Here is a 25,132-nt window from a genome sequence, read left to right as displayed (position 1 = left end):
CGGCCGTCGGGGGCGGGGGCGCGACGGCCGTCGGGGGCGGGGCACCCACCGGCTCGGCGACGGACGGGTCCGACCGGACGGTGGACCGGTTCGACGGGTCGGGCTGGACGGTTGACCGGCTCGACGGGTCCGGACGGACGGTGGCGCAGCCCGGCGGGCCCGACCGGACCGTGGCGCAGCCCGGCGGGCCCGACCGGACCGTGGCTCAACCCGGCGGGTCCGGGCGGACGGTGGCCCAGACGGGCGGGTCCGACCGGACGGTGGCCCGGCTCGCGGTGAGCGGGTCGCGGGGACCCTACGACCATCGCACCTTCACCGTCGCCTTCACCGCGGACGGCGTGCACGACGTCCGCCTCGGACTGCGCGGCCCCGTGCGGCTCGCGCACGTCGGCTTCTCCGGTTGAGGGTCCGGAGAAGACGGCACAGGGGCCCGGCACCGGAAGGCATCGGTGCCGGGCCCCCTCTTGGCCGACGTTAGCTGAAAACGATTGTCACTAGACATGTCGTTTTCGGTCATGTCCCGACGGCCGGGACGCCTCTCGCCCAGTTGGGCTCCCGAACGCCACACCGGCCCATCTCGTCGAGCCATGGGTACACATGAGCGATAATCAGCCCGTTCTACGCGGTGCTGAGAGTCATGTGTAACGGGGGACCAAGTGACCAGCGGTCAGGGGGACGGCGGCAGCATGCCGTCGGGCAGACAGGCGCTCGCGGCCGAGCTGCGCCGGCTGAAGGAGAAATCGGGACTCAGTTTCGGGCGGCTGGCCGACCGGACGCACTACAGCCGCTCCTCATGGGAACGCTTCCTGAACGGCAAGCAACTGCCCACCGCGGTGGCCCTGGAGGAGTTCGCCACCGTGATGGACGCGGACGCGGAGTTCCTGCGCGGGCTGCTGGTTGCGGCACTGGAGCCGGAGGATGCGCCGGGGGCGCGGGGCGAGGTCGGGCTGCTTTCGGGAGCGGGTGTCGGGAGCGGGACCGTGCTTCCGACCGGGACCGGACTCGACACCGTGCCTGGAATCGCAGCCGGGACCGGGCTGCCCCTCGGCGCGGGGATCGCAGCCGGGGCCGGACCGTCCATCGGGTCCGGGATCGCAGCCGACGCCGGGGCAGGGATACCTACCGGCGCGGCGGGCGGGTCCGCTACCGGACTCGTCCCCGTAGCGGGAATCGGGTCCGGGGCAGGTGCAGGAGCAGGGCTGCCCGCCGGCGCACAGGGCGGAATCGGTGCCGGGACCGGGGGCTTCGTCGCGGGCACGGCCGAGGGCTCCGCAGGGTCCGAGGGCGCCGCGGCCGGGACGGGTGAGCTCGGGGAATCGGCCGGAGCACCCGCCGACGAACCGCCGGTGGGCACGGGGACCGGCACCACCCCGCCCTCCGCCGGCCCACCGGGCTCCGTACCGCCCGTGGCCCCGGGACCCGGCCCCGCGCGGGACTGGAGGAACGCCCTGCGCATGACCGGGCTCGTCACCGCCGGTGCCCTCGTGGGCAGTCTCGCCACCGTCCTCGCCCTGGGCGCGGGCGCGGGCCCGTCCCACAGCGCCTCGGGCGACGACTCGGCGTCCGGCACGGCGGCACCGTCCCCGCGGCCCGGCTGTTCCCACGACACCTGTCTGCGACGCGACCCCCAGGCCATGGACTGCCAGTGGGACGCGACGACCGCCCGCGAGACCTGGCTGCGCGGCATGCACATCGAGCTGCGCTACAGCGCCGCCTGCGGGGCGGTCTGGGGCCGTATCGAGAGCGGTGCCATCGGCGACTCGGTCACCATCAAGGACAAGTACGACCTCGAACTGTCCGCCACGGTCCGGGTGGACCGCGACACATACACCGGCATGCTCGCCGTCGCCGCCGACGCCCCGCCCCGCACGGTCACCGTCTGCGGCACGATCCCCAAGTACCACGCGAGGGAGTGCTCCCCCGAAGACCTCGTCCAGCCCTGAACTCCCGTGTCCCGCAACCGGGATACGCCGACGGCCCGAACCCCCGCACAGTGGGTTCGGGCCGTCGGCTTTGGTCAGGTCCCGGTCAGAGGGCGAGACCCGTCAGGACGAGCACGCGCTCGTAGGTGTAGTCGTCCATCGCGAACTTGACGCCCTCGCGGCCGACGCCGGACTGCTTGGCGCCGCCGTACGGCATCTGGTCGGCGCGGTAGGACGGGACGTCGCCGATGACCACGCCGCCCACCTCCAGGGCGCGGTGCGCGCGGAAGGCGGTCCCCAGGTCGTGCGTGAACACACCCGTCTGCAGGCCGTACTTGGAGTTGTTGGCGGCCTCGAACGCGGCCGCCTCGCCGTCCACCTTCTGCACGGTCAGGACCGGTCCGAAGACCTCCTCGCAGGAGATCGTGACGTCCGCCGGAACGTCGGCGAGGACGGTCGGCGCGTAGGAGGCGCCGTCGCGCTTGCCGCCGGTGAGCAGCGTGGCGCCGGCCGCGACGGCCTCGTCCACCCACGACTCGACGCGCTCGGCCGCGGCCTCGCTGACCAGCGGGCCGACGTCCGTCGCGCTGTCGGACGGGTCGCCGGTGACCTGGGCCTCGACGGCGGCGACGATGCGCGGCAGCAGCCGCTCGTACACCGCGGCGTCCGCGATCACGCGCTGCACCGAGATGCAGGACTGGCCGCCCTGGTAGTTGGAGAAGGTCGCGATGCGGGTCGCGGCCCAGTCGAGGTCCGCGTCGCTCGCGAAGTCGGCGAGGACGACGGCCGCGCCGTTGCCGCCCAGCTCCAGGGTGCAGTGCTTGCGCGGCACCGAGTCCATGATCGCGTAGCCGACCGTCTCGGAACCGGTGAAGGAGATGACGGGAAGGCGCTCGTCCTGGACCAGGGCGGGCATCTTGTCGTTGGCGACCGGGAGGATCGACCAGGAGCCCGCGGGCAGCTCGGTCTCGGCGAGCAGGTCACCGAGGATCAGGCCGGAGAGCGGGGTGGCGGGCGCCGGCTTGAGGATGATGGGCGCGCCGGCCGCGATCGCCGGGGCGACCTTGTGGGCGCACAGGTTCAGCGGGAAGTTGAACGGTGCGATGCCGAGGACGACACCCTTGGGGAAGCGGCGGGTGAGCGCGAGGCGCCCCTGGCCGCCGAGGTCGGTGTCGAGGCGCTGGGCCTCGCCGCCGTTGAAGCGGCGGGCCTCCTCCGCGGCGAAGCGGAAAACGGACACCGCGCGGCCGACCTCGCCCCGGGCCCACTTGATCGGCTTGCCGTTCTCGGCGGAGATGAGCTGCGCGATCTCCTCGGTGCGCTCGGCCAGCCGGCGCGAGACGTGGTCGAGGGCGGCGGCACGGACGTGGGCCGGGGTGGCGGCGAACTCGTCGCGTACGGCGTACGCGGCGGCCACGGCCTCCTCCACCTGGGCGTCGGTGGGCACGCTGACCTGGCCGACGAGGCGGCCGTCCCACGGCGAGGTGACGTCGAAGGTGGTCTCGCCGGTGGCCTGGCGGCCGGCGAGCCAGAAGGCGTGGGTGGCCCCCACGACATTTTCCTGGGGCATGTGCGAGTCCCGGCCCTTCCGTATGGGGTGTGACGATGGGGGTGTTCCTGCTGGTACTGCTCTTCCGTCCACGGTAGGGCCGGGATCACCGGGGTGCGTTTGTCCGACGCGTAACAGTCGAGGGCCGTGGTGCGACGGTTTGGACTGATCGGCATCGGTCCCCGCCGATCGGTGTGGAGGGTCGTCCCAGCGTCATCGGGGAGGGCCGGTCGGCCGAGCCCCTCCGAGGCCGTCCGCCGGGCATTCCGGCGCCACCTGCCTGGAGCCCTGGAGCCCCGGATCCCCGGATCCCCGACGTACCCTCACACCACCCCGGAGACGGTCACTCCCCCGTCGCGGCCGTCGCCTTCAGGGCCAGCCAGAGTTCCATCCGGACGTCGGGGTCGTCCAGGGAGCGGCCGAGGATCTCCTCGACCCTGCGCATCCGGTAGCGGAGCGTGTGTCGGTGGACCCCCAGGTCGGCGGCCGCCGCGTCCCACTGACCGTGCCGCGACAGCCAGGCCCGCAGCGAGGCGACCAGGTCGCCCCGGCCGGTGGCGTCGTGCTCGTGGAGGGCCCGCAGGAGCCCGTCCGCGAACGCCCGCACGGCGTCGTCCGCGAGCAGCGGCAGCACGGAACCGGCCGCCAGTTCCTCGTGCTCGACGAGGAACCTGCCGCGCCGCCGGGCGACGGACAGGGCCTGCTCGGCCTGCTTGTAGGCGGCGCGAGCGGCGATCGGACCGGCGGGCGCCGACAGCCCGACGACGAGTTCGTCCTCGTCGCCCGCCGCCCCGGCGCCCTTCTCGCGCGGGACGGCCCGCGCGGCCTCCAGAGCGGCGGCGTAGTCCCCGCAGGCGGCGACCGCGGCCCCGCCGTCCACGGCGAGGACGACGAGCCGCTCGCCGTCGGGCACGGCGAGCACGGACTCCCCGGAACGCACGGCGGCCGATTCGACGACCTCCGCGAGCGCGCCCAGCGGATCGCCCTTGACGTCGGGCACGGCGACGGAGGTCTTCGCGGGCGCGGCGGCGCCGACGCGCGCGTGCCCGTCGGCGTGCGCCCGGCCGGCCGACGCGGACGCCGACTCGGCGATGATCAGCCGGAAGGGCGCGTCGAGCAGTTCCCCGTACAGGTCCCCGGCGACGGCCCGGGCGTGGTCGGGTTCCCCGGCGAGCAGCATGCCGAGCACGGCCGCGCCGATCCGCTGCTCGGCGGCGTGCAGGGAACGCGAGCGCTCGGTGGTGAGGGTCAGCAGGGCGATCGCCGAGTGCACGGCGTAGCGCTCGGCGGTGCCGAGGGCGCCCTCGGTCCCGACGGCGAGCGCGGCGCGCGGCCGGCGTCCCGTTCCGAGGGAGTGCAGTTCGACGCGGTCCTCCCCGCCCACCACGGAGCTCGCGGGTGCGGGCCGCTCGCGCAGCCGCTCCACGTCCGGGGTGAGCCGCGCGGCGCGGCGGCCCGCCCAGTCGGGGGCCGCGGCGACGACGGCACCGGAGGCGTCGTAGAGTGCGGCCCAGCCGTCGACCTGTCCGGCGAGCGCGGCCAGCAGGCCCTCGGGTCCCTCGTTCAGGGCCTGCTTGGTGAGTTCGCGCTGGGCGGCGAAGCCCGCGGTGACGGCCCGGTACTGGTCCGCGGCGATGGCGGCGGACACGGCCTTGCTGATGGCGAGGAAGGGGGTGCGCCGGGGTACTTCGAGGAGCGGCAGCCCCTCCTCCTCGGCGGCGTCGACGAGGGCCTTCGGAATCTCGTCGTAGGTGACCCCGATGGCGAAGCCGATCCCGACGACCCCGGAGCCGGCCAGCCGCTTCACGTACCGCCGCATGACCTCGGGGTCGTCCGCGTCCAGCTTGAGCGCGGTGATCAGCAGCAGTTCCCCGCCCTCCATGTAGGGCACGGGGTCGGCGAGCTCGCTGACGTGGGCCCAGCGGACGGGTACGTCCAGGCGGTCCTCGCCCGCGCGCACCGTGAGCTTGAGCGCGGAATGGTGGACGAGCGAGGCGAGCGTCGGGGGCATGGGGCCTTCAGGTCGGTGTGGGCTCGGCGATCTCTGTGATCTTTTGGCCGCCGCGTATGAACGGCCTGTGTCGATTCTGCCTCACCGTACGGTCGCCGTGTGCGTTCCCGCCCGGAAGCCCTGGTCGGAGGGCCCGCATATCCATGCGTTCGGCCCGATACGTGCCCTGTACGTTCCCCGGAGGGTCACCGGGACGCCCCGAAACCGCCTGACGGGGACACCCCGGGGGGCCGTTGTCACCGGCCCCCGGGGCCGAAGTCACCGGCCCGCCAGGTCACCGGCCCCGCCGGATCACCGTTCACCACCCCGCGGAACCACCGCCGGTCACCACCACGGAACCACCGCCGGTCACCCCCGCAGCTCCGCCCCCTCACCCCCGCAGCTCCGCCCCCCTCACCCCCGCAGATCCACCAGCAGCGGGGGTGCGTGCTCCCCCTTCACGCTGGTCAGCGACAGCACCGCGTGGCCGGGCGGGACGGCGTGGGCCAGTTCGGACGCGGACCAGCGCTCCCGCTCGACCTGCCGCACGGTCACGGCGTCCGTGGTCACCGCCTTGCCGGTCACCAGCTTGCGCAGCGCGTGGATGGCCCGGGTCATGGGCTGGTCGGCGAAGACGGTGTGCTTGGCCACGTCCCGCGCCTCCACCCATTCGGTGCCCCAGGACTCGGCGAAGCGGCCGCCGTCCCAGGTCGTGACGCCGGAGAAGGCCATGCGGCAGCCGACCGCTCCGTACAGCGGCCCGTGCAGGGACTCGGGGATGTCTCCGATGGACCGCAGGGCGAGGACCACTCCGGCGTTGTGCGCCCGCAGGCCCTGGACGCGGCGGACCGTCTCGGCGGTCAGGGCGCCGGTCGCGTCGTCGAGGACGAGGCAGGCGAAGTGTCCGCGCCGGTCGGCGCCGCGGACGACGGCGGCGAACTGGGCGAGCAGGAGCCGGGTGAGGAGCTGGGAGGCCTCCTCGTAGCCGCGCTCGGGCAGATCCACGCGGACCCGCAGCGGATGGTGGGCCACCGCCCGGAGCGAGAAGGGGCGGGCACCGGTGCCGGAACCGAAGAAGTCCGCGAAGACGGGCCGGTCCAGCAGCGCCAGCCGGTCGGCCAGCACGGGGCCGGGGTCGTTCGGGCCGCCGCTCTGCCGCAGCCGCGCCTCCAGTTCGCGGAGCATCGCGGGGTGCCCCTCGGCCGTCAGGGCGTGCCGCAGGTCCTCCAGGAGCGCGGGCACCCCTTCGAGCAGTTCGCGCAGGACGGGAATCGTCGGGAACGCGCCGTGGACGGCCCGGTAGGGGCCGAGGAGCTGGGCCAGGGCGGTGGCGGCGCGCCGGACGTCCACGCCGTCGGCGCTGCCGACCAGGCCCTCGGCGAGGAACGCGGCGGCCTCGTCGGGGTCCTCGCAGTCGGCGTAGAGGTCCAGGTCGTGGACGGACTCGGGGTCGCCGAGCTTGACGACGACGTCGTACGAGCCGTCGGGGCCGACCGGTGTGCCCGCGGCGGCCACGACGACGACGGCGCAGCGCGCGGTGAGGGCCTGGAGCCCGAGGGATTCGGCGACGGGCCGGACGAGGTGGCGCGTCTTGCCGGAACCGGACGGTCCGACGGCCAGCAGCGAGGTGCCGAGGGTCGCCGGGCCGAGGGCGGCACCGGCGCCGGAGTAGGCGGCCGGGGTGCGCTCCCGGTCGACCCACCGGCCGAGCCGCACCTGGGAGGCGAGCAGGTCGTGCGCGGCGGAGCGGACGGGCAGGTCGCGGGCTCCGGACGGATGGGTCCAGGCGGCGGCGCCGCGGCGCAGCACGGTGTCGCTGAAGCCGGTGAGCCGGCCCTCGCGCCGGGCGGAGGTCCAGGCCCCGACGATCCGCGCGCAGTCGACGTCGTTCATGCGCTCGCTCAGCACCTCGGAGGACAGCAGCTCCGCCGCCTTGTGCTGTCCGGTCGCCCGCAGTTCGGGCCATTCGGCCGGGGGGCCGGACGGCTCCGCCGGGGTGCCCGGGGAGGGCGCCGCGGCGGCCGGCCGGGCGCCGAACCGCTCCTTGGCGAGCGGCCACCACCCGCCGAGCCGGGCGAAGGGCACCAGCACGGCCACGGTGATCAGCGTGTAGACGCCGTAGCTGATCGCCAGCGACGTGAACACGTCGTCGCCCCCGGCGATCAGCGCCACCAGGGACAGCACCGGGTTGACGATCGGCAGGGGGTCCCAGCTCACGCCCGGGAAGGCCTCGGGCCAGACGAAGGACAGGGTCAGCAGGGCCGCGAGGGCGGCGACGAGGGCACGGCCGGGCTGCGGCCGCCGTACGACGAAGTGATGGGCGATCTCGCGCCAGCTTCCGAGCCGTCCCATCGTGTAGACCAGCGCGGCGAAGAAGAGGCCGTCGTAGACGATGCGGGCGTCCACGCCCTCCCAGGACTTCGGGGCGGTCGTCCCGCCCCACCACCAGTCGTCGGGCGTGAACAGTTTGAGCACGACCAGCTGGTAGGGAACGTTTCCGCGGCGCCACAGCGACCAGACGATCAGCCCGATCACCAGGGGGATCACCAGGCCGACGACGGTCACGGAGGGCAGGCGCCCGCGCTCCTTGGACGCCTTGGGGGCGACGTAGCCGAACCTCCAGATCCCGAGGGCGGCGTCGGGGCGGGGCGCGTTGAGCCAGTCCCGGACGGACTGCCGGGGGGCCGGCTGGGCTCCGGGCGCGGGCGGCGGGCCCGCGGGCCGGGGCGGGGCTCCTCCGGGCGGGGCGGGCTGCCCGGGGGGTGCGGCCGGACGAGGCACGGGGTCGGCATGCGTGCCACGTGCGTCGCGCGTACCGTCGAAGTCCATCGTGTGCGCCCCCCTGACCAGCCCGTCCGCTTGTCGCTCTCAGGCCAATCTAGTGGTCCGGCGGGGCGAGTTCACCGTTTACACGGCCGGGTCCGCGGGGCGGCGGGGCACCGCGGGCCGGCTGCCGCGCGTCCGCCCCCGCCCACGGTGGCGTCCGCGGTGGTGTCCGCCGCTCTGTCCACCGCTATGTCCACGGCGGACAACGGATTCCTCGGACAACGCCCACATGGCGCATGCCGACCCCCCCTTCTCGGCCCTAGCCTGCGAAGAGAGAAGGAAAGCGTCCGAAACCCCCCGCCCGGACCGCCCCGCCGTCCGCGGGGAACCGTCCGGTTCGCACCATCATCAGGGAGCCCCTCATGACCGCAGTTCCGCAGGAGCGCCGCGTCGTCACCGCCATCCCCGGCCCGAAGTCGCAGGAGCTGCAGGCCCGACGCCTCGCCGCGGTCGCGGCCGGTGTGGGGTCGACGCTCCCGGTCTTCACCGCGCGCGCGGGCGGCGGCATCATCGAGGACGTCGACGGCAACCGCCTCATCGACTTCGGCTCCGGCATCGCCGTGACGTCGGTCGGCGCGAGCGCCGAGGCCGTCGTGCGCCGCGCCTCCGCGCAGCTCCAGGACTTCACCCACACCTGTTTCATGGTCACGCCGTACGAGGGCTACGTCGCCGTCGCCGAGGCGCTCGCCGAGCTGACCCCGGGCGACCACGCCAAGAAGTCGGCCCTGTTCAACTCGGGTGCCGAGGCCGTCGAGAACGCCGTCAAGATCGCCCGCGCGTACACCAAGCGCCAGGCCGTCGTCGTCTTCGACCACGGCTACCACGGCCGTACGAACCTCACGATGGCGCTGACCGCCAAGAACATGCCGTACAAGAACGGCTTCGGTCCGTTCGCGCCCGAGGTCTACCGCGTGCCGGTCGCCTACGGCTACCGCTGGCTGACCGGCCCGGAGAACGCCGGCGCCGAGGCCTCGGCCCAGGCGATCGACATGATCAACAAGCAGATCGGCGCCGACAACGTCGCCGCGATCATCATCGAGCCGGTGCTCGGCGAGGGCGGCTTCATCGAGCCGGCCAAGGGCTTCCTGCCGGCCATCCGCCAGTTCGCCTCGGACAACGGCATCGTCTTCGTCGCGGACGAGATCCAGTCCGGCTTCTGCCGCACCGGCCAGTGGTTCGCGTGCGAGGACGAGGGCATCGTCCCCGACCTGATCACGACCGCCAAGGGCATCGCGGGCGGTCTGCCGCTCGCCGCCGTGACGGGCCGCGCCGAGATCATGGACGCCGCGCACGCGGGCGGCCTCGGCGGCACCTACGGCGGCAACCCGGTGGCCTGCGCCGGCGCGCTCGGCTCGATCGAGACGATGAAGGAGCTCGACCTCAACGCCAAGGCGAAGCACATCGAGTCGGTCATGAAGACCCGTCTCGGCGCCATGGCGGAGAAGTTCGAGATCATCGGCGAGGTCCGCGGCCGCGGCGCCATGATCGCGATCGAGCTGGTCAAGGACCGGGACACCAAGGAGCCGAACCCGGAGGCGGCCGGCGCGCTCGCCAAGGCCTGCCACCAGGAGGGCCTGCTGGTCCTGACCTGTGGCACCTACGGCAACGTCCTCCGCTTCCTGCCCCCGCTGGTCATCGGCGAGGACCTGCTGAACGAGGGCCTCGACATCATCGAGCAGGCCTTCTCCCGCATCTGACGCGGACGTCACCGCAGCACCGGAACCCCGGAGACGCCCCAGGGCGGATTCCGTGGGGACCGGTGCTGCGGCGTTCCCGTGGGAGCGTGTGAAGAAGGTGTGCGAGGTGCATGGCGGGACGCGAATCCGTCTGTCGGAGGCGCATCCGCTGCCGTAGGTTCTAACCAGATCAGGGATACACCCGCCCGCAGGGGACTGTGGGCTGTACCGGGCCGAGGCCTCCCCGGCTTCGCCTGGTCGTGCCCTCGCGCACACACCCGGGGCTTGCGGCTCCGGTTCTCCTCACGATCGGACAGTCGCCCGCCCCAAACCCCCCGGGGCGCGCGGCATTTCCGGTCCTGCGGCCGCCCCGGAACCACCCCCCCCTGTTCCGGGGCGGCCGACTCCTTCTCCGGCCGGCCCCCGGCCCTCGGGCCCCGCTCGTCGGCGGGCCCCTTCCTTCCGCTTGCTGGGCCCGGCCGCATTTCCGCCGTCGACGGCGGGTGGGCGCGCGCCGCGGCGGCTGCGGACAATGGCAGGCTGTCCCCCATGTCCCGCACGCCTCTTCTGTTCGGCCTGCCCGGCCTGTGTTTCCTGCTCATCACCTGGCAGGTCGTGGCCGACGGTCCGCTCGTGCGTCTGGACGAGCGGCTGAGCGGCGGCCTCGTGCACCCGGACCGCCTCTCCGAACTGCTCGCCGACCTGGGCGGCGTCCAGGTGGCGGTTCCGGTGCTCGCACTGGCGCTGGTCCTCGTCGCCCTGCACAACCGTGCCACCGGTCTGGACCGCTGGTGGCTGCCCCCGGCCGCCGCGGCGGTCCTGATGCTTCTCGTGCCCGTGGTGGTCGTGCCCCTGAAGGAACTGGTCGCCCGGCCGGGCCCCCCGGTCATGGGACCCGGCACCGGCTTCTATCCCTCGGGGCACACCGCCACCGCCTTCGTCGCGTACGGGACGGCGACCCTGCTCCTCCTCCCCCTGCTCCGTACCGCGGGCGCCCGGGGCGCGCTGCTGTGCGTGTGCGCGGCCCTGAACGCCTGCGTGGCCTTCGGTCTGGTCCGGCGCGGCTACCACTGGCCCCTGGACGTCGTGGCCAGTTGGTGCCTGTGCACCGTGCTGCTGTCGTGCCTGTGGCTCTTCCTCAGCCGAAGTACGCGTCGAAGTTCCGCGAGAACTCCCAGCCTCCGAACCGGTCCCAGTTGACGGACCAGGTCATGAGCCCGCGCAGGCCCGGCCAGGTGCCGTGGGTCGTGTACGAGCCGCAGTTGGTCTTCTTGGTGAGGCAGTCCAGGGTCTTGTTCACCTCGGCCGGGGCCACGTAGCCGTTGCCCGCGTTGGTGGTGGCGGGCATGCCGATGGCTATCTGGTCGGGGCGCAGCGGCGGGAAGACGTTGTTCGCGTCGCCCGCCACCGGGAAGCCGGTCAGCAGCATGTCGGTCATCGCGATGTGGAAGTCGGCGCCGCCCATGGAGTGGTACTGGTTGTCGAGGCCCATGATCGACCCCGAGTTGTAGTCCTGGACGTGCAGCAGGGTCAGGTCGTCCCGCAGGGCGTAGATCACCGGGAGGTACGCCCCGGCGCGCGGGTCCTGGCCGCCCCACTTCCCGGTGCCGTAGTACTGGTAGCCGAGCTGGACGAAGAACGTCTCCGGGGCCATGCTCAGCACGAACTTCGCCCCGTACTTGGCCTTCAGGGTCTTCAGGGCCGAGATCAGGTTGACGATGACCGGGGTGGTCGGGCTCTTGAAGTTGGTGTCGCTCGCGTCGAGGGAGAGCGAGTGGCCCTCGAAGTCGATGTCCAGGCCGTCCAGGCCGTAGGTGTCGATGATCTTCGAGACCGAGGAGACGAAGGTGTCACGGGCGGCCGTCGTGGTGAGCTGGACCTGTCCGTTCTGCCCGCCGATCGAGATCAGCACCTTCTTTCCGGCCGCCTGCTTGGCCTTGATCGCGGCCTTGAAGTCGGCGTCGCTCTCGACCGTGGGGCACTCGGTGACCGGGCAGCGGTTGAAGCGGATGTCGCCCGAGGTGACCGACGTCGGCTCGCCGAAGGCCAGGTCGATGACGTCCCAGCTGTCGGGCACGTCCGCCATGCGCGTGTAGCCGGCGCCGTTGGCGAAGCTCGCGTGGAGGTAGCCGACGAGCGCGTGCGGGGGCAGGTCGGAGGAGCCTCCGCCCCCGCCGCCGGATCCGGCCGAGGTGGTCGCGGTGACGGTCGCCGACTTGGCGGACTCGCCCGCGTCGTTGGTGGCGGTGACCTGGAAGGAGTACGCGGTCGAGGCGGTGAGCCCGCTCACGGTGGCCGAGGTTCCGGTGACCGTCTGGACCTTCGCCCCGTCGCGGTAGACGGCGTAGCCGGTCGCGCCGGACACCGCCGTCCAGGACAGGCCGACCGAGGACGAGGTGATCGTGCCGGTCTTCAGACCGGTCGGCGCGGCGGGCGGCTGGCCCGCGTCGACGCCGGGGCCGGTCAGCGAGAGGTCGTCGGCCCAGTAGGAGCCCGTGCCGTACCAGCCGTGCGTGTAGATCGTGACTTGGGTGGTGGACGCGCCGGTGCGGAAGGTGGTGGCGAGCTGCTGCCAGTCGGCGGCGGACGGGGTCCAGGTGCTGACGTCGGTGGTGCCGGTGCCGCTCGCGCCGAGGTAGACGTAGGCGCCGCGGACGTAGCCGGACAGCGTGTACTGGGAGTCGGGCTTCACGGTCACGGTCTGCGAGCACTGCGCGTAGTCGCTGCCGGCCGGGGTCGCCATCATCGCCGAACCGCCGCTGTGCACAGGCGAGTTGACGATCGTGGACGCCGTACAGGTCCAGTTGCCCAGGCCCGACTCGAAGCCGCCGTTCTTGGCCACGTTCACGTCGGCCGCCTGAGCGGTGGTGGAGAGCGCCACCAGTCCGGGCACGGCCAGGACGGTGGCCGCGCAGGCGGCGAGCAGCCTGCGACGGCGGGGTGCGGGGGGTCTGTCGTGTCTGGTGGGGGCCATGAGTGCCTCCGGGCATGGGGGAGTTGGGGATGGAGCGCGCGCCCAACTTGGTCCAGACCAATTCGGTTGTCAAGACCCCTGGCGGGCAACGGAGTTCACGTGACCGCCGAAACCTTCCCCTCACCGCCGGCGGCCCTCCTCACCGGCGAGGTGCGCCGCGGCCTCGTGCATGGCCAGTTCGAGCAGCGCCGGATCGGTGAGGGTGCCCGAGCCGTCCGGCTGGACGAGCCAGCGGACCCCGCCGGTCGCCCGCCCCGGGTACGGCACCACGATCCAGGTGCCGTGGCCCGCCGTGCGCACCCCCGTGCCCAGCCACCGGGCGGCCGTGCCCGCGGGTACGAAGAAGCCCATCCGGGCGTCGCCGAAGTCGACGAGCACCGGCCCGGGCCGGTCGAGCACCCGGGTCAGCACGTCCAGGGTCGGATAGCCGAGCTCGGCCGGCAGGATCAGGACGTCCCAGGCCCGTCCCGCGGGCAGGAGCGCGACCCCGCGCGGACTGCGCTCCCACTCCCAGCGGCAGGCCTCCGGGTCCGGAGCCACGGATGCCAGCCACTCGACCGCCGCCTTGGGCCCTGTCATGACGGAACCTCCCTCTCGTGTCGACGCGGGCGCGTCACAAGGGAGAGGGAGGTCCGGGCGGTTCATTACGCGGGTTCGGAAGAACAATTGACGCGTGTTCAACTCGACCGCTTTGCGGGACTAGCTGTCGAAGCCGAGGCCCAGCTTGTCCATCGTCTTCAGCCAGAGGTTGCGCCGGCCGCCGTGCGTGTCCGCCCGCGCCAGCGACCACTTGGTGAGCGCGATGCCGGTCCAGGCGAACGGCTCGGGCGGGAACGGCAGCGGCTTCCTGCGGACCATCTCCAGCTCGGTGCGTTCGGTGCGCTCCCCCGCCAGCAGGTCGAGCATCACCTCGGCGCCGAACCGGGTGGCGCCCACACCGAGCCCCGTGTAGCCGGCCGCGTAGGCGACCTTGCCCCGGTGGGCGCTGCCGAAGAACGCCGAGAACCGGGAGCAGGTGTCGATCGCGCCGCCCCAGGCGTGCGAGAAGCGGACCCCCTCCAGCTGCGGGAAGCAGGTGAAGAAGTGCTCGGCGAGCTTGGCGTACGTCTCCGGACGGTCGTCGTACTCGGCGCGCACCCGGCCGCCGTACGGGTAGATCGCGTCGTACCCGCCCCACAGGATGCGGTTGTCGGCCGACAGCCGGAAGTAGTGGAACTGGTTGGCCGAGTCGCCGAGTCCCTGGCGGTTCTTCCAGCCGACGGACGCGAGCTGCTCGGCGGTGAGCGGCTCGGTCATCAGCGCGTAGTCGTAGACCGGGACGGTGAACGCGCGGACGCGCTTGACCAGGTTGGGGAAGATGTTGGTGCCGAGGGCCACACGGCGGGCGCGGACCGATCCGTACGGCGTGCGGACGGCCATGCCGGCGCCGGCCGGCTTCAGTTCGAGGGCGGGCGTGTGCTCGTACACCCGCACCCCGAGCTCCACGCAGGCGCGCTTGAGGCCCCAGGCCAGCTTGGCCGGGTGCAGCATGGCGACCCCGCGCCGGTCGTGCAGTCCGGCCAGGAAGGTCGGGGAGTCGACCTGTTCCCGGACCGCGGCCGTGTCGAGGAACTCGATGCCCTCGGCGAGACCCCGCCGTTCCAGCTCCTCGTGCCACTCGCGCAGTTCGGCCGCCTGGTGCGGCTCGGTGGCGACGTCGATCTCGCCGCTGCGCTCGAAGTCGCAGTCGAGGCCGTACCGGGCGACGGCCTCCTCGATCGCGTCGAGGTTGCGCGCGCCCAGCTCCTCCAGCTTGGCGATCTCGTCCGGCCAGCGGGTGATCCCGTTGGACAGACCGTGGGTGAGGGAGGCGGCGCAGAAGCCGCCGTTGCGGCCCGAGGCGGCCCAGCCCACCTCGCGGCCCTCCACCAGGACGACGTCCCGCCCGGGGTCGCGCTCCTTGGCGATCAGCGCGGTCCACAGTCCGCTGTAGCCGCCGCCGACGACGAGCAGGTCGCAGGTCTCGGCGCCGGTGAGCGCGGGCTCGGGGTGGGGTTTGCCGGGGTCGTCCAGCCAGTACGGGACCGGCTGGGCGTCGGAAAGGGATTTCGTCCACTGATTACCACGGGTCATGGCGCTTGGGGCCATGATTTCAACTCCCTACAAGGGTGACGGGCTTTATGCCTTCTGCCTGTTCCGGCGATTTCCGATGATCATTCCGGACAGGACGAACAGTACGGCGACCAGGAACATGGCCGTACCGATGACATTGATCTGAACGGGTGTTCCGCGCTGTGCCGAACCCCAGACGAACATGGGGAACGTGACGGTCGAGCCCGCGTTGAAATTGGTGATGATGAAATCGTCGAAGGAGAGCGCGAAGGCGAGCAGCGCGCCCGCCGCGATTCCGGGGGCGGCGATGGGCAGGGTGACCCGCAGGAAGGTCTGCGCCGGTCCCGCGTAGAGGTCCTGGGCGGCCTGTTCGAGCCTCGGGTCCATCGACATGACACGGGCCTTGACGGCCGTGACGACGAAGCTGAGGCAGAACATGATGTGGGCGATCAGGATCGTCCAGAAGCCCAGCTGGGCGCCCATGTTGAGGAACAGGGTGAGCAGCGAGGCGGCCATGACGACCTCGGGCATCGCCATCGGCAGGAAGATCAGCGAGTTCACGGCGCCGCGCGCGCGGAAGCGGTAGCGGACGAGCGCGAAGGCGATCATCGTGCCGAGGACGGTGGCCCCGATCGTCGCCCAGACGGCGATCTGGAGGCTGAGCCCGAGCGAGCCGCACATGTCGGCGACGCCGCAGGGGTCCTTCCATGCGTCCGTGGAGAACTGCTGCCACTCGTAGTTGAAGCGCCCCTTCGGCTTGTTGAAGGAGAACACGGTGACGACGACGTTCGGCAGCAGCAGATAGCCGAGGGTCAGCAGTCCCGCGATGACCACGAGATGGCGCTTGAGCCAGTTGACGAAGGGCATTTAGACCAGGTCCTCCGTCCCGGACCGGCGGATGTAGACCGTGACCATGAGAAGGATCGCGGCCATGAGGATGAAGGAGAGGGCGGCGGCCGTCGGGTAGTCCAGGATTCTCAGGAACTGGGTCTGGATGACGTTGCCGATCATGCGGGTGTCGGTCGAGCCGAGGAGCTCGGCGTTGACGTAGTCACCGGCCGCCGGGATGAAGGTGAGCAGGGTCCCGGAGACCACGCCCGGCATCGACAGCGGGAAGGTGACCTTGCGGAAGGTCGTCCAGGGCCGGGCGTACAGGTCGCCCGCGGCCTCGTGCAGCCGGCCGTCGATGCGCTCCAGCGAGGTGTAGAGCGGCAGGATCATGAACGGCAGGAAGTTGTACGTCAGACCGCACACCACGGCCAGCGGTGTGGCGAGGACACGGTCGCCCGCGGTCCAGCCGAGCCAGTCGGTCACGTCGAGGACGCCGAGCGTGTTCAGCGTGTGCACGACCGGGCCGCTGTCGGCGAGGATCGTCTTCCAGGCCAGGGTACGGATCAGGAAGCTGGTGAAGAACGGGGCGATCACCAGGATCATGATCAGGTTGCGCCAGCGGCCCGCGCGGAAGGCGATCAGATACGCCAGCGGGTAGCCGAGCAGCAGGCACAGGACCGTGGCGGCGGCCGCGTAGGAGACCGAGCGCAGGAACTGCGGCCAGTACTCGGCGAGCGAGTCCCAGTAGGTCGCGAAGTGCCAGGTGACCTTGTAGCCCTCCTCCAGGGAGCCCGTCTGCACGGACGTGGAGGCCTGGTAGATCATCGGCAGCGCGAAGAAGACGACCAGCCAGAGCAGGCCGGGCAGGAGCAGCCAGTACGGGACCAGGCGGCCCCGCTTCTTCGGCGGCTTCGGCGCGGGCCGCGGCGCGAGGGGCGGCGCTTCGGCCTCGGTGACGGTGGCCATCAGGCGGCCTCCTCCTCGGCCGTGTCGACACCCGCGTCGATGTCCTGGGCCGCGTCGAGTCCGAAGGTGTGCGCCGGGCTCCAGTGCAGGACGACCTCGGCGCCGGGGACCAGGCGGGAGTCCCGCTCGATGTTCTGGGCGTAGACCTCGAACTCGGGGCAGACGGCGCTGTCGATGACGTACTGCGTGGACACGCCGATGAAGCTGGAGTCGGCGATCCTGCCGGTGATCCGGTTGCGGCCGGCGGGTATCTCGCCCGCGTCGTCGGCGTGCGTGAGGGAGATCTTCTCCGGGCGGATGCCGACGAGGACCTTGCCGCCGGTCTGCGCCGGGGCGGAACATCGCGCCCGGGGCAGCACCAGCTTGCCGCCGCCCGCCTTGAGGACGATGTCCTCGCCGGACCGAGTGTCCACCTCGGCCTCGATGAGGTTCGAGGTGCCGAGGAAGTTGGCGACGAACGTGGTCTGCGGATTCTCGTACAGGTCCGCGGGCGAGCCGAGCTGCTCGACGCGGCCAGCGTTCATCACGGCGACCGTGTCGGCCATGGTCATGGCCTCCTCCTGGTCGTGCGTGACGTGGACGAAGGTGATGCCGACCTCGGTCTGGATGCGCTTGAGCTCGAGCTGCATCTGACGGCGCAGCTTGAGGTCGAGGGCGCCGAGCGGCTCGTCCAGGAGCAGCACCTTGGGGTGGTTGATCAGCGCGCGGGCGACCGCGACGCGCTGCTGTTGGCCGCCGGAGAGCTGGTGGGGTTTCTTGCGCGCCTGCTCGCCGAGCTGGACCAGGTCGAGCATCTCCTCGACCTGCTTCTTGACGCTCTTGATCCCACGCCGGCGCAGGCCGAAGGCGACGTTCTCGAAGATGTCCAGGTGCGGGAAGAGCGCGTACGACTGGAAGACGGTGTTCACCGGCCGCTTGTACGGCGGCAGGTTCGTCACCTCCTGGTCGCCGAGGTGCACGGTGCCGGAGGAAGGTTCCTCCAGACCGGCGATCATGCGCAGGGTGGTGGTCTTGCCGCAGCCCGAGGCACCGAGCAGGGCGAAGAAGGAGCCGTGCGGCACGGTCAGGTCGAGCGGTTGCACGGCGGTGAAGCCGTTGTCGTAGGTCTTGCTGATTCCGGAGAGGCGGACGTCGCCGCTGTTTTCTGTCGTCATGATCGTCACGCCCCTGTGAGCTTCGCGAACTTCTCTTCGTAGGCGGTCTCTTCCTTCTGGCTCAGCGCGCGGAAGGAGTGGGACCTGGCCTGCATGGCCTTGTCGGGGACGATCAGCGGGTTGTTCGCCGCGTCCTGGTCGATCTTGGCAAGGTAGGGCTTCACGCCTTCGACCGGCGTCGCGTAGTTGATGTACGCGGCGAGCTCGGCGGCCTGCTGGGGCTCGTAGTAGAAGTCGATCAGCCGCTCGGCGTTCGTCTTGTGACGCGCCTTGTTGGGGACCAGCAGGTTGTCGGTCGACGTCATGTAGCCGCTGTCGGGGATGACGAAGTCGACGTCCGGGCTGTCGTTCTTGAGCTGGACGATGTCGCCGGCCCAGGCCACACAGGCGGCGATGTCGCCCTTGGTCAGGTCGGACGTGTAGTCGTTGCCGGTGAAGCGGCGGATCTGGCCCTTGTCGACGGCCTTCTGGAGCCGGGCTATCGCCGCGTCGAAGTCGTCGTCGGTGAACTTCGCCGGGTCCTTGCCCATGTCCAGCAGGGTCATGCCCATGGTGTCGCGCATCTCGGAGAGGAACGAGACACGGCCCTTGAGCTTCGGGTTGTCGAGGAGGTCGGAGACCGACTTCACCTCGATCCCGTCGAGGGCCTTCTTGTTGTACGCGACGATCGTGGGGATGCCCTGCCACGGGTAGGAGTAGGCGCGTCCCGGGTCCCAGTCGGGGTTGCGGAACTGCGGCGACAGGTTGGTGTAGGCGTGCGGCAGGTTGGACGGGTCCAGCTTCTGCACCCAGCCCAGGCGGATCACGCGGGCGGCCAGCCAGTCGGTGAGGACGATCAGGTCGCGGCCGGTGTCCTGACCCGCGGCGAGCTGCGGCTTGATCTTCGCGAAGAACTCGTTGTTGTCGTTGATGTCCTCGGTGTACTTGACCGAGATGCCCGTCCGCTTGTGGAAGGTCTCCAGCGTCGGGTGGTGCTTGCCGCTGTCGTCGAGGTCGATGTACTCGGTCCAGTTGGAGAAGTTGAGGGTCTTCTCCGTGGCGGAGTGGTCCTGGGCGGACGTGCCGCCCTGGGTCCTGCCGGCCGCGGGGATGCCGCAGCCGGTCAGCGCCCCGAGTCCGCCGACGGCCAGCGCGCCGCCCGCCGAGGCGCGCAGCAGCGAACGACGGGTGAGGGACGCCCTGCCGCTGCGGAGACTGCGCCGCATGGCGGCCAGTTGTACCGGGGACAGGCGTTCGGGCTCGTACTGCTCCATGCTCTGGTGCCCTTTCGGAAGGGTCGCGGCCGTGGTCGCGGCCTGGTGTGCCACTGGGCCGTAGCCGGTGGAGGGGCTACGGCCGGTCCCCGAAGACCGTGCGGTGCCAGTCCTTCTCGGCCACCGCGGTGTTGTCGAACATGACGTGCTTGACCTGTGTGTACTCCTCGAAGGAGTAGGCGGACATGTCCTTGCCGAAGCCGGAGGCCTTGTATCCGCCGTGCGGCATCTCGCTGATGATCGGGATGTGGTCGTTGACCCACACGCAGCCGGCCTTGATCTCGCGGGTGGCGCGGTTGGCGCGGTAGACGTCCCGGCTCCAGGCGGAGGCGGCGAGTCCGTACGGCGTGTCGTTGGCCAGCGCGATGCCCTCGTCGTCGGTGTCGAAGGGCAGCACCACGAGGACCGGGCCGAAGATCTCGGCCTGAACGATCTCGCTGTCCTGCGCCGCGTCGGCGACGAGCGTGGGCGCGTAGAAGGCGCCGCTCTTGAGGTCCCCCTGCGGGGCCTCGCCGCCGGTCACCACGCGTGCGTAGCCGCGGGCCCGGTCGACGAACCCGGCCACGCGGTCGCGCTGGGCGTGCGAGATCAGCGGGCCGAGGTCGGTGCCGGCGGCGAACGGGTCGCCGACGCGGACGCCCGCCATCAGGGCGGCGGTGCGCTCCACGAACGCGTCGTACAGCGGCCGCTGCACGTACGCACGCGTGGCGGCGGTGCAGTCCTGGCCGGTGTTGATGAGCGAGCCGGCGACCGCGCCCTGCACGGCGGCCTCCAGGTCCGCGTCGTCGAAGACGAGGAAGGGGGCCTTGCCGCCGAGCTCCAGGTGCAGGCGCTTGACGGTCGAGGTGGCGATCTCGGCGACGCGCTTGCCGACCGCGGTCGACCCGGTGAAGGAGGTCATGGCGACGTCGGGGTGTCCGACGAGGTGCTCGCCGGCCTCCCGGCCCAGACCGGTGACGACGTTGATCACACCGTCCGGGATGCCCGCGTGGGTGGCCGCCTCGGCGAACAGCAGGGAGGTGAGCGGGGTCAGCTCGGCGGGCTTCAGCACGATGGTGTTGCCGGCCGCGACCGCCGGGAGGATCTTCCAGGCGGCCATCTGGAGCGGGTAGTTCCAGGGGGCGATGGAGCCGACGACCCCGATGGGCTCACGCCGTACGTACGAGGTGTGGTCGCCGGAGTACTCGCCGGCCGACTGGCCCTGGAGGTGCCGGGCGGCGCCCGCGAAGAACGCGGTGTTGTCGATCGTGCCCGGGACGTCGAACTCGCGGGTCAGCTTGAGGGGCTTTCCGCACTGCAGCGACTCGGCCTGGGCGAACTCCTCGGCGCGCTCGGCGAGGACGGCGGCGAACCGGTGCAGCGCGTCGGACCGCTCCCCGGGGGTGGTGGCCGCCCAGCCGGGGAACGCGGCGCGGGCGGCGGCGACGGCCGCGTCCACGTCGGCGGTGCTCGCCAGCTCGTAGGTGTACACCTCCTCGCCGGTGGCGGGGTTCACGACCGCGTGCGTACGGCCGGAGGTGCCCTTCGTCAGGCGGCCTCCGATGTACTGCGCGCCGTCCGCGAGGCGGTCCTGCGCCTGGAAGCGATGGCCCGGATTGTGCATGTCGCTCTCCTCCGCCGTCCTCCCCGTCGGGACGGGGGTCGGCGTAGCTCCAGCTCGATTTGAGTGCCGATCCTGACAGAGCAAAGGGACTCCAACAAGTGATTCCGTTGTTGCCTTTTGGTTACGCGACGGAATCCTTCGACCAGGTGTCGAGTCCTCCTGGAAAAGGCAGGACGGTATGTCAGTGGTGCGTGCCACAGTGGCGTGCATGGGGAAGATCGATACGCGGGACGCGCTGGTCAGTGTGCTCGACTCGGGGGCTCGGGTGAAGTACCTGCACTTCTGGGGGCACCGTCCGAGGGCGGACGGCCAGGTGGGGGCGGGCTGTCTCAGCCAGTGGTGGCCGTCACCGTTCGTGGTCGAGGGAGTCGCCTACGCGACGGCGGAGCACTGGATGATGGCGTCCAAGGCACGCCTGTTCCATGACGCCGAGGCCGAGCGACAGGCGCTCGCCGCGGCGAGCCCGGCGCAGGCCAAGAAGGCCGGGCGGCTGGTCCGCGGGTTCGACGAGGCCGTCTGGGAGCGGGAGCGGTTCGGGATCGTCGTCGAGGGCAGCGTCCACAAGTTCGCCGCCCACCCCGACCTGCGGGCGTTCCTGCTGGGCACGGGCGGGAGGGTGCTGGTCGAGGCGAGCCCCATGGACCGGGTCTGGGGCATCGGACTCGCCGCCACCGACCACGGGGCCCACGACCCCCGTCGCTGGCGGGGCGCGAACCTGCTGGGCTTCGCCCTGATGGAGGCACGCGAGCGACTGCGCTAGCCGCCGGGCTCGACCGGGGAACCGGGCCCGGGTACGGCCGTTCCCGGGAAGGGCTCGGCGGCGGGGCAGCGCGCCTTCCCGGGTGCCCGTCGGCAGGTCGGCGCGCGGGTCCGGCCGAGCGGCGGCCCGGATGCGGGTGCCGGGTAACCGGCCGAGACTGTGCCCGTGACCGGCATCGACGCAGCGCGGAGCGACACCGCGCCCCCTGGACCCCGCACCCCGAACCAGTCGCTCGCACTGGCGGCGATGCTCTTCGCCGTGGCGATGACGTTCATCGACCAGACGATCGTCTCCATCGCCGCGCCGGACATCGTGCGCGAGCTCGGGCTCTCGGCGTCCGGGATGCAGTGGGTGGTGAACGCCTACCTGCTGTCCCTGGCGGCGTTCTTCGCCCTCGGCGGGCGTCTCGCGGACCTGTTCGGGCCCCGCCGCGTGGTCGTCGTCGGCACCCTGGTGTTCGTCGTCTCCTCGGTGCTGTGCGGCTGCGTGCCCAAGGGGGACCTCGCCCAGACCTGGCTGATCGTCTTCCGGGCGACCCAGGGCCTGGGCGCCGCCCTCCTCTTCCCGGCGGCCCTCGCCGTGGTCGTGGCCGTCTTCCCGGTGGAGCGGCGCGGACGGGCCCTGGCGCTGTTCTTCGGGCTGTCGGGAGCGCTGACGGCCGTCGGCCCGCTGCTGGGCGGCTGGCTCACGGCGTGGACCTGGCGAGCGATCTTCTGGGTCAACGTGCCCGTGGCCGTGGTGGCGCTCGTCCTGACCGCGATGGCGCGCATCCCCGACCGGCGGCGCGAGGAGTCCCTCGACGGCGTCGGCGCCGTGCTGATCGCGGTGGGCATGGGGCTGAGCGTCCTCGGCTTCCAGCAGGCCGGGTCCTGGGGCTGGGGCAGCGCGGCGACCTGGGGCTGCATCGCGGGCGGCCTCGTCGTCCTGGTCCTCTTCTGGCGCTACGAGCGGGACCGGCGCCACCCTCTGGTCAACCTGGCGGTCTTCCGGGACAAGGCGTTCACCGTGGACTCCCTGGTGCTCTTCTTCGCCATGCTCGCCTTCGTCCCGGTGTTCTTCTTCGCCTCGGTCTACGCGCAGGTCTCCCTCAGCGCCTCGCCCAACCAGGCGGCGCTCTATCTGCTCTACTTCTTCGTCGGCTTCGCGATCGCCTCGCAGTGGGGCGGCCGGATGCTGGACAAGAAGGGCGCGCGGCCGCCCATGAAGATCGGCACCATCCTGGGGGCCGTCGGGTTCTACCTCTGGGCCGGCAAGCTCACCGATCTGTCGATGCACGACCAGTGGCCCTACGTCGCCCTCGCGGGCGCCGGCATCGGCTTCATCCTGGCGCCCGCGTCCACCGACGCCGTCAACCGGTCCATCGGCGCCTCCTACGGCGAGGTCACCGGCATCACCCAGACCGTCCGCAACTACGCGGCGAGCGTGGGCCTCGCCGTCTTCGGGACCGTCCTGACCCACCGGATGACGGACAACGTCGTCTCGACGCTCACGTCCCACGGCATGACCTCGGCGCAGGCCCACGGCATCGCCGACGACATCGCCCAGGCCGTCACGGGCAACGCCGACACCCGGCAGCCCACCGGCTCCGGGGCCACCGCGTCGACCATGCGCGACGTGATGTCGAGCGTGCGCACCGACTTCGCCGAGGCCAACCAGTACGTCTTCTACGGCATGGCGATCGCGCTCGCCGTCGCCTTCCTCGTCACCCTGCGCCACCCCGGAGGCCGGGCCGGGGCGACGGAGCCGGGCCAGGACGCCGCGACGGGCCAGGGTGTGGAGGCGGGCCCGGGCCCGGCGTCGGAACGGGGCACGGCGACGGGACGGGGCGAACCGCCGTCGGCCGGCTGACGCCGTACCGGGGGCCGGGGCCCGGGCACGGTTCCGGCCCGCCGCACAGCCCGGCGTCCGGCCCGGCGTCCGGCCCGGACGCGGGTCACCGGTGGGAGGTCACCAACGACGTGGAGAAGCCGTCGTCGCCGCCCGCGTCACCGCCGTCGTCCCCGCCGTGGAGGATCACGAGCACGCCCACGCCGATGGCGAGGACGAGCCCGACGGCCCCCAGGATGACCCCGGCGAGGGCCTGCCCGGAGTTCGTCGCCTCACCGCGACGGGCCTTGCCCCGGCCGATCAGCCCGAAGATCACGGCGAGGACGCCCAGCACGATCGCCAGCGGCCACGCGATGAACAGGACCGCCGCGAGGATGCCCAGCACGAGGCCCGCGGTGCCCATCCCGTTGCTCGGCATGGGGCCCGTCATGGGCCAGCCGTAGCCCGGCGCGCCCGGGTACTGCGGGTGGCCGTATCCGTAGCCGTAGCCGTAGCCGTACGGGAGGCCCGGACCGTCGGGGGCGATCGGCGGCGGAGGGACGTACTCGCCGGGAGCGGGCTGCGGGTAGGGGGTGCGGGGCGCCGGCGGGGCGAAGGCGGCCGCCGGGGGGCCGAAGGGGGCGTGCGCCGCCGGGGGCGCGAAGGGACCCCCGGCCGCCGGCGGCGCGAAGGGGTTCTCCGGGGTGGGGCCGACCGGGCTCCAGGGGCCCGGCGGGACCGGGGCACCGGGCAGCGAGGTGATCGCCGGGAGGCCGTACGCCGGTGGCTGCGCGGCACTCCCCCGCGCCGGCCCTCCGGGCGAGGGGATCTCGTGGGGCGGCGCCCAGGGGTCGAACGCGGCGTCCGCGTCGGCGTCCCGCTTCCCGAGGGAGATCCCGGTGCCGGGGGCGGCGTAGGAGTCGGTGCCCTGCGCGGGCACGGAACCCTGGGGGCCGGTCGGCCCGGCGGCGAACGCACCGCCCGGCGCGGCCACCGTGTGCCCCGGCCCACCGTCGAACGCCCGGTCCACCCACCGAGCGGCTTCCTCGGCCTCGGCACCATCGCCGGTCGCGGCCTCGACACCAGCGCCGGAACCGGCCTCGGCATAAGCCCCGGCACCGGCACCGGCACCGGCAGCGTCCGCCGGGTCCGCGCCCGGCGCTCCGTCCCGGTCCCCGTCCGGCACGGGGACGGCCGACTCCGGACCGGCGGCGAACGCACGCCCCGCCTCGGATATCGCGTCGGTCGCGAGAACGGGGGCGGCGTCGGAGGGGGATGCCGCAAGGTCGGAGAGCACAGCGGGCGCTGCGGGATCCGGACCACCGGCGGGTGCCGCCGGGTCGGGATCGGGATCACCGGCAGGTGCCGCCGGGTCGGGATCACCGGCAGGTGCTGTTGAATCGGCGCCACCGACTGCGAACGCCCGCCCGGCCTCGGACATCGCGTCCGTCGCGAGATCGGGGTCCCGCTCCAGCACCCCGTCGGACCCGGCCGACTCGCCGGCCTCAAGCACCCCGTCGGACCCAGCGGGCTCAAATGCCCCGTCAGACCCTGTCGACTCGCCCGGCTCGGGCGACCGGCCCGGTTCCAGGCCTTCGACCGGCTCGGGCGACCGGCCCCGCTCGGGCGCTTCGTTCCGCTCCGCCGGTCCGTTCCCGGTGGGTGCGTCGGCGCGGCCGTCGCCCGTGGGTGTCGGGTCCGCCCCGCCCGGTGGAGTCCACGGACCGGCGT

At 72.3% G+C, this 25,132-nt stretch carries 17 protein-coding genes and 1 pseudogene; 6 read left to right on the top strand and 12 right to left on the bottom strand.

The genetic code is table 11. The features are described from left to right. Together IO36_RS46420 and IO36_RS43475 are read left to right on the top strand one after the other, a co-directional pair. Positions 1–404, top strand: a pseudogene (locus tag IO36_RS46420) (hypothetical protein); the annotation flags it as partial. Positions 405–656: 252 nt separating this feature from the next. Next, positions 657–1,943 (top strand): helix-turn-helix domain-containing protein, encoded by a 1,287-nt coding sequence (locus IO36_RS43475; RefSeq protein WP_158997673.1) that lies wholly within the window; start codon positions 657–659, stop codon positions 1,941–1,943. A gap of 85 nt (positions 1,944–2,028) precedes the next feature. Here IO36_RS43475 and IO36_RS34840 read toward each other — a convergent pair whose 3' ends face one another. The 3 genes from IO36_RS34840 to IO36_RS34830 all read right to left on the bottom strand — a co-directional run bounded on the left by IO36_RS34840 (position 2,029) and on the right by IO36_RS34830 (position 8,290). Continuing rightward, positions 2,029–3,474 carry an aldehyde dehydrogenase family protein gene (locus tag IO36_RS34840; RefSeq protein WP_037626062.1) on the bottom strand — a complete coding sequence of 482 codons (1,446 nt, stop codon included), beginning with the start codon at positions 3,472–3,474 and terminating at the stop codon, positions 2,029–2,031. 340 nt (positions 3,475–3,814) lie between these two features. Continuing rightward, positions 3,815–5,482, bottom strand: a complete 1,668-nt coding sequence (locus IO36_RS34835; protein WP_037626060.1) for a PucR family transcriptional regulator — start codon at positions 5,480–5,482, stop codon at positions 3,815–3,817. Positions 5,483–5,875: 393 nt separating this feature from the next. Continuing rightward, positions 5,876–8,290 (bottom strand): type IV secretory system conjugative DNA transfer family protein, encoded by a 2,415-nt coding sequence (locus tag IO36_RS34830; protein ID WP_037626058.1) that lies wholly within the window; start codon positions 8,288–8,290, stop codon positions 5,876–5,878. A 359-nt stretch (positions 8,291–8,649) separates the two neighbouring features. Here IO36_RS34830 and gabT point away from each other — a divergent pair, with 359 nt between their 5' ends. Together gabT and IO36_RS34820 are read left to right on the top strand one after the other, a co-directional pair. After that, positions 8,650–9,984 carry a 4-aminobutyrate--2-oxoglutarate transaminase gene (gene gabT / locus IO36_RS34825; protein WP_037626056.1) on the top strand — a complete coding sequence of 445 codons (1,335 nt, stop codon included), beginning with the start codon at positions 8,650–8,652 and terminating at the stop codon, positions 9,982–9,984. Positions 9,985–10,512: 528 nt separating this feature from the next. After that, positions 10,513–11,163, top strand: coding sequence for a phosphatase PAP2 family protein (locus IO36_RS34820; RefSeq protein ID WP_037626054.1), 651 nt, complete (start codon positions 10,513–10,515; stop codon positions 11,161–11,163). Here the strand turns inward: IO36_RS34820 and IO36_RS34815 are convergent. The 8 genes from IO36_RS34815 to IO36_RS34780 all read right to left on the bottom strand — a co-directional run bounded on the left by IO36_RS34815 (position 11,102) and on the right by IO36_RS34780 (position 20,835). Beyond that, positions 11,102–12,937 (bottom strand): chitinase, encoded by a 1,836-nt coding sequence (locus IO36_RS34815; protein WP_037626052.1) that lies wholly within the window; start codon positions 12,935–12,937, stop codon positions 11,102–11,104. The two genes, IO36_RS34820 and IO36_RS34815, sit on opposite strands and share 62 nt — an antisense overlap. A gap of 120 nt (positions 12,938–13,057) precedes the next feature. Continuing rightward, complete coding sequence (locus IO36_RS34810) at positions 13,058–13,516, bottom strand: hypothetical protein (protein ID WP_037626050.1); 459 nt, start codon at positions 13,514–13,516, stop codon at positions 13,058–13,060. A 120-nt stretch (positions 13,517–13,636) separates the two neighbouring features. Then, positions 13,637–15,064, bottom strand: coding sequence for an NAD(P)/FAD-dependent oxidoreductase (locus IO36_RS34805; RefSeq protein WP_037626048.1), 1,428 nt, complete (start codon positions 15,062–15,064; stop codon positions 13,637–13,639). Between the two features lie 30 nt (positions 15,065–15,094). Then, a complete protein-coding gene (locus IO36_RS34800) occupies positions 15,095–15,895 on the bottom strand; it encodes an ABC transporter permease (RefSeq protein WP_037626046.1) in 801 nt (266 codons plus the stop codon). Further along, positions 15,896–16,825, bottom strand: coding sequence for an ABC transporter permease (locus IO36_RS34795; protein ID WP_037626044.1), 930 nt, complete (start codon positions 16,823–16,825; stop codon positions 15,896–15,898). Further along, entirely contained in the window at positions 16,825–17,979 is a 1,155-nt protein-coding gene (locus IO36_RS34790) for an ABC transporter ATP-binding protein (RefSeq protein WP_037626080.1), read from the bottom strand. Before IO36_RS34790 ends, IO36_RS34795 begins: the two co-directional genes overlap by 1 nt. A gap of 5 nt (positions 17,980–17,984) precedes the next feature. Continuing rightward, the gene (locus tag IO36_RS34785; protein ID WP_037626078.1) at positions 17,985–19,232 is read right to left on the bottom strand and encodes a polyamine ABC transporter substrate-binding protein; all 1,248 of its coding nucleotides are present in this window, start codon (positions 19,230–19,232) and stop codon (positions 17,985–17,987) included. 76 nt (positions 19,233–19,308) lie between these two features. Then, entirely contained in the window at positions 19,309–20,835 is a 1,527-nt protein-coding gene (locus tag IO36_RS34780) for a gamma-aminobutyraldehyde dehydrogenase (RefSeq protein ID WP_037626042.1), read from the bottom strand. Between the two features lie 178 nt (positions 20,836–21,013). Here IO36_RS34780 and IO36_RS34775 point away from each other — a divergent pair, with 178 nt between their 5' ends. After that, a complete protein-coding gene (locus IO36_RS34775) occupies positions 21,014–21,595 on the top strand; it encodes an NADAR family protein (protein WP_037626039.1) in 582 nt (193 codons plus the stop codon). A gap of 246 nt (positions 21,596–21,841) precedes the next feature. Beyond that, on the top strand, positions 21,842–23,443 hold the full coding sequence (locus IO36_RS34770) for an MFS transporter (protein ID WP_078943628.1): 1,602 nt from the start codon (positions 21,842–21,844) through the stop codon (positions 23,441–23,443). An 85-nt stretch (positions 23,444–23,528) separates the two neighbouring features. On the opposite strand, the gene IO36_RS48620 is transcribed toward IO36_RS34770, so the two are convergent. Then, the gene (locus IO36_RS48620; RefSeq protein WP_245173592.1) at positions 23,529–24,914 is read right to left on the bottom strand and encodes a DUF4190 domain-containing protein; all 1,386 of its coding nucleotides are present in this window, start codon (positions 24,912–24,914) and stop codon (positions 23,529–23,531) included. Between the last annotated feature and the right edge of the window lie 218 nt (positions 24,915–25,132).

Origin of the sequence: Streptomyces aureus (genome assembly GCF_000725495.1) — a bacterium.
Classification (GTDB): domain Bacteria; phylum Actinomycetota; class Actinomycetes; order Streptomycetales; family Streptomycetaceae; genus Streptomyces; species Streptomyces aureus_B.
The sequence above is the reverse complement of the archived record's forward strand: the minus strand, read 5'-3'. Positions and strand labels throughout refer to the sequence as shown.